Here is a 13969-nt window from a genome sequence, read left to right as displayed (position 1 = left end):
TGAATCAAGGACAGACCTTTTTTGGTTGTAGCCAATTTCCTAAGTGCCGCGGTGTGGTGAATATTGATTAGTCGTTAATCATCTTAACCTTAATCATTTTAACCTTAATCACCTTAACCATATATCTCTTCTAAACGTAAACAAGCAACCAATCGACCGTCCCATTCGCGCAGCTTTGGCTCTATTTCGCTACATTGCTGCTTGGCATAGGGGCAGCGTTTATGTAGGGCGCAGCCACTTGGTGGATTAAGCGGACTTGGTAGCTCACCTTGTAGGGTCAAATCATTTTTATGACCGTTTACCGTTGGTGCCGCAGCCAATAACGCGATGGTATAGGGATGCTTTGGCGCATTATAAATCGCTTCTTTGGGGCCGTGCTCGACCGCTTGACCTAAATACATCACCATCACATCATCAGCGACGTGGCGCACGACCGACAAATTGTGCGAGATAAAGACGTAAGCGGTGCGATACTCATCCTGCAAATCCATAAATAGATTCAAGACTTGCGCCTGAATCGATACATCGAGGGCGGAGGTCGGCTCATCAGCGACGACAATTTTAGGATTGAGCATCATCGCGCGGGCGAGGGCAATACGTTGGCGCTGTCCACCCGAAAACATATGCGGATAACGACCAGCGTGTTCTGGACGTAGACCGACATGTCTCATCATCTCGTTGATTTTGTCGCGCTTTTCTTCTTTGGACAGTTTGGTATGGATATCCAATGGTTCTGTCAATTGATAGCCAATGGTATGACGCGGGTTCAAGCTACCATAAGGATTTTGAAAGACCATTTGAATTTCAGTACGCAACTCTTTTAGCGCTTTTCTGCTATAGCCTGTGGTGCCTTCATCATTGATAAATAGCTCACCATGTGTAGGCGCTTCGATCAGTGTCAACTGGCGGGCAAGCGTGGATTTACCGCAGCCTGACTCACCAACGACGGCCAATGTCTTGCCAGCTTCAAGCTCGAATGAGACGCCATTGAGCGCTTTCACGTAGGCCTTTGCTTTGCCCAGACCTTGTGATACTGGGTAGTGCTTATGTAGATTGTCTGCTTTTAGGACCACTTTGTTACTCATACTTGTGACTCCAAGGTAGCAGCGTGAGAGGGTCGAGAGGTAATATCAGAATCAATACAGCGCACCTTGCCATTGGGCGTATCTAAAATAGGTGGCGGTACTTCGCAAGCGGGCTCCTTATACGGACAACGAGGAGACAGTAAGCAACCACTTGGACGATCATATTGACTTGGTACGACTCCTGGTAAACTGTTCAATCTATCTTGACCGATAGCCAACTCAGGGATGGCTTGCAGTAATGCCTCGGTATAAGGGTGAGCAGGATGTTGAAAAATCTCTGGCACAGTACTGGTTTCAACCACTTGTCCGGCATACATGACCGCGACATCACGCGAGTTTTGGGCAACCAGTCCTAAGTCGTGAGTGATTAATACCATGGCCATTTGTTTTTCGCGTTGCAATCGGCTGAGCAAGTCCATGATTTGCGCTTGTACAGTGACATCTAAAGCCGTGGTTGGTTCATCTGCGATAAGTAGTTTTGGCTCGCAAGCAATAGCCATCGCAATCATGACTCGTTGACTCATACCACCTGATAGTTGATGCGGATAGACCTTGAGACGATTCTTTGCATCGGGCATTTCGACCAACTCTAGCAGCTCTAAGATGCGGGTTTGTACGGCTGCGCCTCGTAAACCAAGGTGCTTGCGTAGTACTTCACCCAATTGCATCTCAACCGTAAAGCTTGGATTTAGGCAAGACATCGCATTCTGAAAAATCATAGAGATGTCTTTACCAATGATGCCGCGCTTTTCTTTGGCTGGCATACTGAGCATGTCTTTATTGTCAAAGACCACTCGCTGTGCACGTACGGTCGCGGAAGGTGGCAACAGTCCCATCAATGCCATCATCGTGACCGACTTACCTGAGCCAGATTCACCCACGACAGCGATGACCTCCCCTTGAGTAATCTTTAACGATACATCGTCAACGGCACGAAAGGCACGCACTCCTTGTCCAAAAGTGACAGACAGGTTTTCAATATCTAGCAGCAATGGTGAGTCTTTTGTCGATGCGCCATTCATAGACGTGTGAGTGATAGGCGTATTAATTAATGGTTCAGTCATCTTAGGTCACCTGCTTTAATTTAGGATCTAGCGCATCGCGTAAGCCATCACCAGTCAGGTTGATCGATAGTGCAGCCAAGAAAATAGCGACACCCGGCCAGATGGCTAGCCAAACATTACTTTGAATATATTGACGTGCCGTACCTAGCATCGCGCCCCATTCGGCATCTGGTGGCTGTACACCAAAGCCCAAGAAACCAATCGCACCTGCTTCTAAAATAGCAGACGAGAAAATCATCGTTGCCTGTACGATCAGTGGTGCCATACAGTTGGGCAAAATGGTGATAAACAATAAACGGAGCACGCCAGCACCCATCACTTGTGAGGCGATAAAGTAATCACGTTGCAGCTCCACCATCGCTGTGGCACGAGTCAGACGAATAAATGGCGGTGTACAGACCAGTGCGATTGTAATAATCGTATTGGTCATAGATGGCCCTAAGATAGCGGCAATGATAATGGCCAATAGCAAGCTCGGATATGACATCAGGATATCATTGACCAACATGACCGCTTTGCCCCAGACCTTTGGCCAAAACGCTGCACTTAGACCTAAAGAAATACCAACCAACATCGCTAAAGTCGTTGCGCTTAGACCGATAAATAATGAATAACGCGCGCCATACATCACTCGAGACAATGTATCTCGGCCCGCATCATCAGTGCCTAGCCAAAACATCGCATTGCCGCCATCTAAAAAGGCAGGTGGCAATTGCTCTTGACCGGTGAACAACTCATAAGGATCATGAGGCGCAATAGCAGGCGCGAGTATGGCAACTAGAACCATTAATGCCAGTACGATAAAACCAATCACGGCGCCTTTGTTTCGGCAGAACGTCGATAAAAATAGCTGCCAAGATGACGGCGGTGTGGCTGCCATCAGATTGACATCAGAGGGGAGAACAGAAGGCTTCATGAGCATTTCCTATAGTGGCTAGCGCAGTGACATTTTTTAGAATCTTATTCATAAAAAAGTACTAAGCATTGCTAAAACTTCACTTGAGCGCTAATTATCACTATTTATAATGTGATTATTTATCAATGTTAAATTAAGAAGTATGGCGAATACGTGGATTGATCAGACCATACAAAATATCAATAAATAAACTAACCAAAATCAGAGCGGTGGCGACCAATAAAATACCATTTTGTACAATAGGGTAGTCACGAGTGAAAAACCCATCGAGTAGCCAATTACCAACGCCTGGCCAACTAAAGATAGTCTCGGTAATAATGGCACCTGCAAGCAATGTCGCCATCTGCAAGCCAACGACGGTAACCACAGTAATCAAGGCGTTACGCATTACGTGGACTAGTATCACTCGGCGTGGAGATAAGCCTTTGGCTCGCGCTGTACGCACGTAATCCTCATCTAGTACCTCTAGCATCGCAGAGCGTGTCATCCGTGCAATCATCGCTAACGGAATGGTCGATAGAGCAATAGAGGGCAATATAAAGTGTTTGACCACGTTCCAAAACGCGCCAGGTTCTCCCGAACTTAGTGAGCCGAGTAACCATGAACCATACAGTGGTTGCACATCTAAAAACTGTGCGACAGATATCACCCCAGCGACGGGCAGGAGACCTAAATAATGAGCGAAGATACCAGTCAGGATAGGGCCCAATAAATAGATAGGCATAGAGTAACCTGCCAACGCGCCTGACATGAGGGTGTAATCAATCCATGTACCACGGCGCAAGGCAGCAAAGATGCCTAAGCTGACACCAATGACACTAGCGATAACAATAGCGCATAATGCCAATTCTAGAGTAGGAACAAAGTGGGCAAAGAAGTCTTGCAATACGGGCGTACGAGTACGAAAGGACTGGCCGAAATCACCCGTTAAGATGCCAGTCAAATAATCCCAATACTGGGCAACGAGCGGTTTGTCTAATCCTAGTCGTTCTAGGGCACGGGCATGTAGCTCGGGATCGACCATACGCTCGCCCATCATAATCTCGACCGCATCTCCAGGTACGAGACGAATCAGAGTAAAGGTCGATAGAGTTAGACCAAGATAGACGGGTATTAAAATGGCAATACGACGCAGAATATAAAGTAGCATGGGCTGCTCAATAGTTGTGGTTCAATGATTAGAGTATTAGCGATGATGAAGAAATCCGTGACAAAGCGCTTAGTTCATATTGTCCATATCATTCATATAAGTGCGGCTGGAGCAGAGTATCTGACCCAGCCGCACTTATATGAATGAATAAAATGAATAAATTGCTTATGTCGTAACGGAATTAATCAGTCAAGGTTATTCAACTTTTACACCATCGAAGCGTATTGAGCCAAGCGGACTGATTTTATAATCGACAACGTTTGGTGCGGTAAATACCGTCACTACCGAGTGTGCCATCGTCGTCCAAGGAAGCTGCTCTTTGAATATCTGCTGAGCTTGCTCGTATTCACTGACACGCTCATCTTGATTGTTAATCTGACGGGCATTGGTCACCAAATTATCGAAGTCTTTATTACACCAGCGCGAGTAGTTGTTACCACCGACCGCGTCACAAGACAATAATGAACCAAGCCAGTTGTCTGGATCGCCATTATCGCCAGTCCAGCCGGCTAGAATGACATCAGGCTCGCCTTTAGCAGCGCGTTTTAGGTACTCACCCCACTCATAAGTCACAAGTTTGGTATCGACGCCAATCTTCGCCCAATCTGCTTGTAGCATTTCAGCCATTAGCTTGGCATTTGGGTTGTACGGACGCTGAACTGGCATATACCATAGATTGATAGAAAGGTTATCCGCGCCAGCTTCTTTGATCAGTGCTTTTGCCTTTTCGACGTCGTAAGGCGCGTCTTTAAGTGACTCATCATAGCCCCACTGCGTTGGCGGCATTGGGTTGGTTGCTTTGAGGCCTTCGCTCTGATAAACCGCGTTAATAATAGCGTCTTTGTTGATCGCCATATCTAATGCTTGACGGACTTTAAGATCGCTCAGTTGAGGTTTTTCTACGTTGTAACCGACATAGCCAACGTTGAAGCCAGGCTGATCGAGAACAGTGGCTTTACCTGATTGTTTGACAGATTCGATTTCGGCAGGTTTTGGATAAGCGGACACATGACATTCGCCAGCTTGCACTTTCTGTGCACGAACTGCCGAGTCTTTGGTAATGACAAATACTAGGTTGTCGATATAGATGTCGTCTTTATTCCAATAGTCTGGGTTTTTGGTATAACGAATTTGTGCGTCTTTTTGATATGAGGTAAAGACGAAAGGTCCAGTACCGACGGGCTTAGTATTGATATCTGCAGCATTGCCAGAGGCTAGCAATTGATCTGCGTACTCAGCAGAACCAATATAAGCAAAAGGCATCGCTAGGTTCTGTAGGAACGGCGCATTGGTCTCGCTAAGGGTAATTTTTACCGTATAGTCGTCAACCTTTTCGATATTAGAGATAATATCAGGTAGTCCCATGCCGACCGAATATGGGAATTCAGCAGGATAAGCTTTGTTAAATTCAAAGTCTGGGTCAGTGATACGTTCTAGCGTAAAGACAATGTCATCTGCGTTGAAATCGCGAGTCGGAGTGAAGTAGTCAGTTGTACCGAACTTAACCCCTTTGCGTAGATTAAAGGTATAAGTCTTGCCGTCTTCGCTAATATCCCAACTTTCAGCAAGTCCTGGCTGAATCTCAGTTTCTGCTCTTTTGAATTCTACCAAGCCATTATAGATAGGGAAGGCACTCGCATCAAAATCAGTACCTGAAGTATATTGCGCTGGATCGAATCCAGCAGGGCTACCTTCTGAGCAATAGAGCAATGTTTTGGCAGCTTTAGCGTCTGAGCTAGCAGCAGAGTCGTCGGTAGTTTTGTTGTCTCCACTACAGGCGCTGATACCCAAGACAAACGTCGCCAACATCGTAAGTTTGAAGAGTGATTTTTGCATTATTACATCCTATGTAATGGTAGGTAGGTACTCATGTATCCATATGTTCGTACTCGAGCATGAATACGATGAGAAAGCGTTTAGTGACCTCTAAAGTATCTATCTATGCATTATTTTATATATACAAAATGAAACATATTAAAAGTTGTTATAACTTTAAATTATATAGATGGAAACTAAAAATATAAACAAGTCGTTCGAATATACTCTCTTAATCTGTGATAATGCAAGCAATAAATCGACTAATTTTGATAAAAAATGCATGGTTTTGCCGTATTTAGCATCAATAAGATATTGAATACTAAATTCTATGGCTTTATGTTTATTCGCTCTAAGTAGCAAAGAGATACATTTTTAGATTGCTAACCAGTTACAATTTTACTAAGTGTAAACAATTAGAAATAATAAAGTTATGTCTCTTTAAAGCAATCAGCTATAAGCAGTTTGCCCAATACAGCATCAAATAGGGCCATGATTCGCCTTAATGAGATCGGCTATTTTTTCGGCAATCATAATAGTTGGCGCATTGGTATTGGCGCTAATAAGCGTTGGCATCACTGAAGCGTCGATAACTCGCAATCCGCTCACACCTCGTACCTTTAATTCCAAATCGACCACAGAGCTATCATCTGAGCCCATGCGGCAAGTGCCTACTGGATGATAGATGGTATCTGACTTATTTCGGATATAGCCGAGCATGCCGTCTTTTTCGAGGTAAGGGGCAGGATAGTCTTCAGTGATGTACTTAGCGAGTGCGGACTCTTGCATGATGGCGCGAGTACGCTCGGCACCGGCAACCATATACTCTACATCTTTTGGATGCGACAGATAGTTTGGATCGATTAAGACGGCATCGGAAGGGTCAGCTGAGTCCAATCTGACAGTACCTCGACTTTCAGGTCGTAAGTAGCAACTGTGACAAGAGACAGCGAAGCCGCGTCTGAGGTCCCGACCATGCTCTATCACGCGCGAGATGACAAAGTGCAGCTGTGTGTTTGGCCACTCTTTTGGGTCATCACCGACGCTAAAGAACGCACCTGCTTCTGCATAGTTGGTAGACAGCAGCCCTGTACCGTCTTTTCTCCACTGCCGAATACTTTTGGTCAATGTCGAAATAGATGCCATGCCAATACCGATAACATCAGTCGTATTGACCTCATAATCAAAGACGACGTCTAAATGATCCTGCAAATTGCCACCGACTTCAGGTGCATCTACTACCACATCGATACCATGAGACTGCAAATGCTCTGCAGGGCCAATACCTGAGAGCATCAGGACTTTGGGTGAACCAAACGCACCACCTGATAGTAGGACTTCATGACGCGCCGTGACAGTATGTTCAACACCGTCTTTTTCGTAGACGACGCCTGTCGCTTGATTGTCTTCGATAATGACGCGGTTAGCCTGCGCATGAGTGATGACAGTTAGGTTAGAGCGGTTTTGGACAGGATGCAGATAGGCAGCCGCGGCAGAGCAGCGTTGGCCTTGTTTTTCACCATGGAAATGAGTGACTTGATACAACCCTGTACCGTCTTGCTTTTCGCTATTAAAGTCGGTGTTATGATCTAGGCCATTGGCAATCGCAGCTTCTACGAATGCTTTGGAGATGTCTCGCGGACTGAGTAGGTCGCTAACATGCAGCGGCCCGCTATCACCATGTAGGTCATCACTACCACGAACGTTGTTTTCAGCTTTGATAAAGTAGGGCAATACATCGTCAAACCCCCAGCCAGTACAGCCTTGCTCTACCCAGCGCTCATAATCTAGCTTGCTACCACGCGTATAGATCATGGCATTGATTGCTGATGATCCGCCCAGACATTGTCCACGCGGCTGAAAACCTTTACGATTATTAAGGTGCTCTTGCGGGGTAGTGTGAAAGCACCAATTGTTCAATTTAAGCGGTTTACCAGGAACCATCAGAATCAGTCCAGCAGGCACACGAACTGCTAGATCTTTGCCATCACCGCCGTACTCTAATAAACAGACACTGATATCTGGGTTTTCAGTGAGACGGCTGGCGAGCACGCAACCTGCTGATCCACCACCGACTATGACATAGTCAAATGTTGTGTCAAATTCCATTTTATATTCCTTATAGCATCCATGCTAATTAAAATAGGGTACGCTTTACAGTAACTATTATTCTGCTGAAATAATAAAATAAAAATGACTCTGCGGTATCTGTTTGAGTCAATATTATAGGACACGCTAAGACTGTTATATTCGGTACATTATTTAAGATTAATGCTACCTAGTTTTGCGTCAAACGTGCTTATATCGCACAGATTTCCGAGCGTACGATAAAGCGTTTGCCTTCAGGGATTTCTAACGAAAAGCTCGCACCGCGACCATTGACGACATCAATGGTGAGATCAGTATGCTGCCATAAATTGTACTGTGCCTTGCCCATATAAAATGGACAGCCAGCAAGCTCACCAACCAATACATCCTGACCACCTACCTTGAACTCTCCTAATGGATAGCACATGGGCGAGCTACCATCGCAGCAGCCACCTGATTGATGAAACATTAGCTCCCCGTGCTTGGATTTCAATAGCTCAATTAACGCTTTACAAGACTCTGTTGCTGCAATTTTCATAATCAACTCCTATGCTATCAGTGTCGAAAAACCATATAATTCTAAAAAACTATTATTCAAAACATGGCTTTTTACGACTTCTTAAAGTGAAAATGCAACCTATCTTGCGACAGATTGCATTTGTTTTCTAAGTACTGTCATGCGTTCACAGGTTAGATTAGAAGAAACCCATTTTTTTAGGGCTGTACGACACCAGCATGTTTTTGGTTTGCTGATAATGATCGAGCATCATCAGATGGTTTTCGCGGCCGATACCTGATTGCTTATAGCCACCGAATGCCGCATGTGATGGATATAGGTGATAGCAGTTGGTCCATACGCGGCCCGCTTGGATACCACGTCCGAAACGATAGGCTTTATGTACGCTACGTGTCCAAACGCCAGCGCCTAGACCATATAGGGTGTCGTTGGCAATCTGCATGGCTTCTTCGTCGTCTTTAAAGGTGGTGACAGCGAGCACAGGTCCAAAGATTTCTTCTTGGAACACGCGCATGTCGTTGGTACCTTCAAAGATAGTTGGCTTAACATAATAGCCGTCTGCTAGGTCGCCATCGTGTTTGGCTTGATCGCCACCGACTAGGACTTTTGCGCCTTCTTTTTTACCGATATCAAGATAAGATAAAATCTTTTCTAACTGATCTGAGCTGGCTTGCGCACCAATCATAGTCTCAGTATCTAGTGGATTGCCCATTTTGATTGCTTCGACACGAGCGATACAGCGTTTGATAAATTCGTCATAGATGCTTTCGTGTACGAGCGCACGTGATGGACAAGTACAGACCTCACCTTGGTTTAGGGCAAACATGACTAGGCCTTCGACCGCTTTGTCCAAGAAGTCATCGTCTTCGTCCATGACATCAGCAAAGAAGATATTTGGGCTTTTGCCGCCAAGCTCTAGCGTCACTGGAATGATGTTTTCGCTGGCGTACTGCATGATAAGACGACCCGTTGTGGTCTCACCAGTGAAGGCAACTTTGTTAATACGTGGGTTTGAGGCAAGTGGTTTACCAGCTTCGACACCAAAGCCATTGACGATGTTTAACACGCCTTTAGGTAAGATATCAGCGATACCGATCGCTTCTAACATATATAGTATCGATGCAGGCGTTTGCTCAGCAGGCTTCATGACGATACAGTTACCAGCGGCTAGAGCAGGGGCGATTTTCCATACTGCCATTAGAATAGGGAAGTTCCATGGGATGATCTGCCCGACAACGCCTAGCGGCTCATGGAAATGGTAAGCAACGGTGTCTTCATCAATTTGGCTGATACCGCCCTCTTGGGCGCGGATGGCGCTGGCGAAATAACGGAATTGATCGATGGCTAGTGGAATATCTGCCATCAAGGTCTCGCGTACAGGCTTACCATTTTCATAGCATTCAGCAATAGCGATCGCTTCTAGATTGGCTTCCATGCTATCTGCGATTTTTAATAATAAATTGGCACGTTCAGCGACGCTGGTTTTGCCCCAAGCGTCTTTGGCAGCATGCGCAGCATCTAGGGCTTTTTCGATATCTGCTTCTTTTGAACGGGCGACTTGGCAAATGGTTTTACCATCGATAGGGCTTGGGTTGTCAAAGTACTCGCCATCGACAGGAGGGGTCCACTCACCATTAATAAAGTTATCGTATTTTTCGCGGAATTGGACGGGACTGTTTTCAGTATTGGGATAAGCGTATAACATTAACCACTCCTTGTTGTGTATTATGGTTATTTAAAATATGGTTACTTACGTATGACCATTTAAAAATACATTCTTGGTCTTCCTAACCAAGTTATTATCCTATCGTACTGAGCTTTTTAGCAGAACGATAATGACTTTTTATAATGATATATTTTGTATCGTATAACTTTAAGTTATGTGATATGAATCGGTTAAAATGGTTCGCAAACGGTATGCAGCTGTTATAATTGTGAGCATCTATTTTGGCTTACTATGGTTATTGAGTTAATCATGGCGGCTGTCTTTTTGTATTATTTCTTCTTCATAATATTGGTTGGTTTGGATCTATGCGTCAATCTTCTGCTCTTGATATCCTAAAAACAGGTCAAAACGTCTTTTTGACTGGCTCAGCAGGTTCAGGTAAGACTTATACTCTCAATCAATACATCGATTATCTACGCGCCCGCCGTGTTCCTGTTGCAGTGACAGCCAGTACGGGTATTGCCGCCACGCACATGAATGGCACGACGATTCATAGTTGGTCAGGCATCGGTATCAAAGATGAGCTGACTGATCGAGATTTGTCCACCTTGTCACGCAAGCAGTTCTTAGCCGACAGATTGAAAGATACTGCGGTATTGGTCATCGATGAGATTTCGATGCTACATGCCAAGCAGCTTAACTTGGTCAGCCAAGTGCTCAAGCATATTCGCAAAAATGACAAAGCGTTTGGTGGTATTCAGGTGGTAGTCGCAGGAGACTTTTTTCAGTTACCTCCGATTGGTAGTAAAGGCGAGACGAATCGTGAAAAGTTCGCCTTTATGTCCGAAGCGTGGCTCGATGCCAAGTTCCATATTTGCTACTTGTCTGAGCAGCATCGTCAAGTCAGCGATGCAGCCAATGGCGGACTCGATTTAGACGATATTCTTAACCAAATCCGCCGTCAGGAAGTGACTTTTGAAGCGATTGCCGCTTTAGAAGCGACGTATGATCAAAGTGTCGATATCAAACGTACGCGTCTGTATACCCACAATCTCAACGTTAATAAAATCAATGACAAAGAGCTGGCGTCTCTAGATGGCGAGATGATGCGTTTTGAAGCGACGGCGACAGGTGATAGTAAGCTGGTTGAGACGCTAAAAAAGACCGTGCGAACCCAAGACGAGCTGATTCTCAAAGTCGGCGCCAAGGTCATGTTTATTAAAAATAATGCTGAGCTTGGTGTCTCTAACGGGACGATGGGCGAGTTGATTGGTTTTGCTGCTGTCAAAATAGAGGATAAAGACAGTAGTGACGCGTTAATCGAAGACGATAGCAGCGATGACGTTGATGAGGAGGATGCTGGCGAAAAAACGACAAAAGGTAAAAAGTCCGCTGCTAAGAAAGATAAAGAAAAACCAAAGTCGAAGAAACCAACGACCCAAAAGATGCCTGTCGTGCGGCTTAATTCAGGACGAGAAGTTATCGCTGAGCCTGAAGAATGGATTATCGAAGATGAGACAGGTGACGTGCTAGCAAGTTACTTACAAGTGCCGCTCTGTCTGGCATGGGCGATTACCATTCATAAATCGCAGGGCATGACCCTCGATGCGGCTGAAATTGACTTGTCGCGTACCTTTGAGTTGGGACAAGGCTATGTGGCATTATCACGCCTCAAGTCACTATCAGGCCTACAGCTACTAGGTATGAACGATATGAGCTTGCAACTCGATCCATTGGCTCGCGGTGCGGATAAGCGGTTTTTGGTACTGTCTGAAGAAGCCGATGCCAACTATGCGATGCTAGATGAAGAAAGCATGCAGCAGGCACATGAAAAATTCGTGTTGAAGTCAGGTGGGACATTGAGCAAGTCGGTAATCGATGCTTATGCCACGCTACAAAAGAAACGCCGCGAGCAGCAGCAAGCGCAAATAGACAAAAAACAAAAATTAGGCAATCAAGTCTCTGATAAATCAGAGAGTACTTTGCTTGCGACTAGAGTGCTGTTAGAGGAGAGTCTGACCATAGCAGAGATCTCACAAGCGCGTCAGCTGTCACAATCAACTATCATGCGTCATATCGGTGAGCTAAAATCACAAGATCCCAGCCTTGCCTGTGATCATCTGCGCCCAGACGATGAGGTAATGACAGCCGTTGGCAATGCCTATGTCGCTATTAAAGTCGCTAACAATCCAAATGACTTCAATGATGACGGTAGCATCAAGCTGCGTCCGATATTTGATCATCTTAAGCATAGCATTGACTACAATACCATTCGCCTCGCATTGATTTTTATCACGCCATAGTTTTACTGCTTGTAGCTTTATTGCCTATAACTTTGTTACCTTTATTTTTATAGGCTTTATTTTTGCTACTTCTTAGTATTCAGCAATCATTAGCGCACTCAACGTGATAACGCTCAGTTTTTACCTCCATTTATAGCGATAGCCTTTATGTCCGATGTTATGCCTGATTTTTCGAGCGCTACTTATCAATTGACCTCTGACCCGATAGCGGCGACGTTTCGTACGACTGGTGAGCACTCACAGCCACTAAGAGTCGCCATCAATGGTTTTGGACGTATAGGACGCAATGTACTGCGCGCCTTGCTAGAGCGCTTTGAGGTATTGGGACGTGCTATCCATGTCGTCGCCATTAATGATTTGGCGCCGGCAGATATTTTGCTGCATCTTCTAAAGTTTGACAGTACACACGGTCGCCTTAGTCGATTGGGCGTCGATGCTGAGATCATAGAAAGTAACGCGGATAATGGAGGAAAAACCCAGCTTTGTCTGACCAAAAACAATCTAACATATTGTATCAATATGCTATCAGAGCCTGATCCCAAAAATTTACCTTGGCAGGCGCTGGGTGTCGATGTGGTTTTAGAATGTACTGGGCACTTTCGCTCGTATGAGCAGGCGACGCTACATATTGACGCTGGCGCGCAGCAAGTAATTATCGGTGCTGCGCCATTTGACGATGTGGATGCCTGTATCGTCATGGGCGTGAATACCGATGCGCTCACGCTTGAGCTGCCGATTATCTCTAGTGTTTCTTGTACCACACAGGCATTGGTACCGTTGATTGATACGCTAGATAAGGCGTTCGGTGTGCAGTCCGCCATGATGACCGAGATTCATGCAGTCACTGCCGATCAGACGGTATTGGATCAAGCACATCGAGATCCAAGACGGGCGCGCGCTTCTGGCTATAACATTATCCCAACGACGTCCAGTAGTATCGCTGCGACAGAGCGGGTGCTACCAGCCATGGTCGGCAAGATAAATGGGCATTCGATACGAGTGCCCACTATCGATGTGGCTGCGATTGATGTCACCTTTGTGTTTGATACGCCAGATGTCGATGTCGAGACAGTGCGAGAGGTGCTCAAATCTGCCAGTCAGGCGCATTTGCATGACATCATGGCTTATACCGATGAGCCGTTAGTATCTAGCGACTTTATCCATCAGACTGAGTCGCTTATCATTGATGGTCAGCAGCTTATGCAAGTAGGCGGTCAATATAAGGTTTTTGCATGGTATGACAACGAATGGGGTTATGCCAATAGGCTGCTCGATATGTGCTTACATCTGGCCTCAAGCAAGCGATAACGCACCAATTTACAAGTATTCGAAAATTAATTGGATTTTTTTAGTTTAGGGGCTTGC

At 45.5% G+C, this 13969-nt stretch carries 10 protein-coding genes; 2 read left to right on the top strand and 8 right to left on the bottom strand.

Annotated features, from left to right (window positions below; genetic code table 11):
• Nucleotides 1–113: 113 nt before the first annotated feature.
• The 8 genes from QL898_RS04855 to QL898_RS04820 form a co-directional block, all read right to left on the bottom strand.
• The gene (locus tag QL898_RS04855) at nt 114–1085 is read right to left on the bottom strand and encodes a peptide ABC transporter ATP-binding protein (protein ID WP_290175994.1); all 972 of its coding nucleotides are present in this window, start codon (nt 1083–1085) and stop codon (nt 114–116) included.
• On the bottom strand, nt 1082–2149 hold the full coding sequence (locus QL898_RS04850; protein WP_290175993.1) for an ABC transporter ATP-binding protein: 1068 nt from the start codon (nt 2147–2149) through the stop codon (nt 1082–1084). The genes QL898_RS04855 and QL898_RS04850 overlap by 4 nt, the downstream gene beginning before the upstream one ends.
• A 1-nt stretch (nt 2150) precedes the next feature.
• Nucleotides 2151–3065 carry an ABC transporter permease subunit gene (locus QL898_RS04845; protein WP_290175992.1) on the bottom strand — a complete coding sequence of 305 codons (915 nt, stop codon included), beginning with the start codon at nt 3063–3065 and terminating at the stop codon, nt 2151–2153.
• Between the two features lie 133 nt (nt 3066–3198).
• Nucleotides 3199–4215, bottom strand: a complete 1017-nt coding sequence (locus QL898_RS04840) for an ABC transporter permease subunit (protein ID WP_057761126.1) — start codon at nt 4213–4215, stop codon at nt 3199–3201.
• Nucleotides 4216–4410: 195 nt separating this feature from the next.
• Nucleotides 4411–6051, bottom strand: coding sequence for an ABC transporter substrate-binding protein (locus QL898_RS04835; protein ID WP_290175991.1), 1641 nt, complete (start codon nt 6049–6051; stop codon nt 4411–4413).
• 459 nt (nt 6052–6510) lie between these two features.
• Nucleotides 6511–8139, bottom strand: coding sequence for a GMC family oxidoreductase N-terminal domain-containing protein (locus QL898_RS04830; protein ID WP_290175990.1), 1629 nt, complete (start codon nt 8137–8139; stop codon nt 6511–6513).
• A 190-nt stretch (nt 8140–8329) separates the two neighbouring features.
• Nucleotides 8330–8656: a DUF779 domain-containing protein gene (locus QL898_RS04825; RefSeq protein WP_057761120.1), complete on the bottom strand. Its 327-nt coding sequence runs from the start codon at nt 8654–8656 to the stop codon at nt 8330–8332.
• A 157-nt stretch (nt 8657–8813) separates the two neighbouring features.
• The gene (locus QL898_RS04820) at nt 8814–10340 is read right to left on the bottom strand and encodes an aldehyde dehydrogenase family protein (protein ID WP_114700459.1); all 1527 of its coding nucleotides are present in this window, start codon (nt 10338–10340) and stop codon (nt 8814–8816) included.
• Between the two features lie 326 nt (nt 10341–10666).
• Here QL898_RS04820 and QL898_RS04815 point away from each other — a divergent pair, with 326 nt between their 5' ends.
• Together QL898_RS04815 and QL898_RS04810 are read left to right on the top strand one after the other, a co-directional pair.
• The gene (locus QL898_RS04815; protein WP_290175989.1) at nt 10667–12604 is read left to right on the top strand and encodes an AAA family ATPase; all 1938 of its coding nucleotides are present in this window, start codon (nt 10667–10669) and stop codon (nt 12602–12604) included.
• Nucleotides 12605–12763: 159 nt separating this feature from the next.
• Nucleotides 12764–13912 carry a type I glyceraldehyde-3-phosphate dehydrogenase gene (locus QL898_RS04810; protein ID WP_290176060.1) on the top strand — a complete coding sequence of 383 codons (1149 nt, stop codon included), beginning with the start codon at nt 12764–12766 and terminating at the stop codon, nt 13910–13912.
• Nucleotides 13913–13969: the final 57 nt, after the last annotated feature.

Origin of the sequence: Psychrobacter sp. APC 3279 (assembly GCF_030407795.1) — a bacterium.
GTDB lineage: Bacteria > Pseudomonadota > Gammaproteobacteria > Pseudomonadales > Moraxellaceae > Psychrobacter.
Note: the sequence above shows the minus strand (reverse complement) of the source record. Positions and strands in the feature narration are given on the sequence as shown.

What these genes read in the sequence shown, in the direction of transcription:
- QL898_RS04855 (WP_290175994.1), bottom strand. Translation starts at nt 1,085, where the DNA reads ATGAGTAACAAAGTGGTCCTAAAAGCAGACAATCTACATAAGCACTAC.
- QL898_RS04850 (WP_290175993.1), bottom strand. Translation starts at nt 2,149, where the DNA reads ATGACTGAACCATTAATTAATACGCCTATCACTCACACGTCTATGAAT.
- QL898_RS04845 (WP_290175992.1), bottom strand. Translation starts at nt 3,065, where the DNA reads ATGAAGCCTTCTGTTCTCCCCTCTGATGTCAATCTGATGGCAGCCACA.
- QL898_RS04840 (WP_057761126.1), bottom strand. Translation starts at nt 4,215, where the DNA reads ATGCTACTTTATATTCTGCGTCGTATTGCCATTTTAATACCCGTCTAT.
- QL898_RS04835 (WP_290175991.1), bottom strand. Translation starts at nt 6,051, where the DNA reads ATGCAAAAATCACTCTTCAAACTTACGATGTTGGCGACGTTTGTCTTG.
- QL898_RS04830 (WP_290175990.1), bottom strand. Translation starts at nt 8,139, where the DNA reads ATGGAATTTGACACAACATTTGACTATGTCATAGTCGGTGGTGGATCA.
- QL898_RS04825 (WP_057761120.1), bottom strand. Translation starts at nt 8,656, where the DNA reads ATGAAAATTGCAGCAACAGAGTCTTGTAAAGCGTTAATTGAGCTATTG.
- QL898_RS04820 (WP_114700459.1), bottom strand. Translation starts at nt 10,340, where the DNA reads ATGTTATACGCTTATCCCAATACTGAAAACAGTCCCGTCCAATTCCGC.
- QL898_RS04815 (WP_290175989.1), top strand. Translation starts at nt 10,667, where the DNA reads ATGCGTCAATCTTCTGCTCTTGATATCCTAAAAACAGGTCAAAACGTC.
- QL898_RS04810 (WP_290176060.1), top strand. Translation starts at nt 12,764, where the DNA reads ATGCCTGATTTTTCGAGCGCTACTTATCAATTGACCTCTGACCCGATA.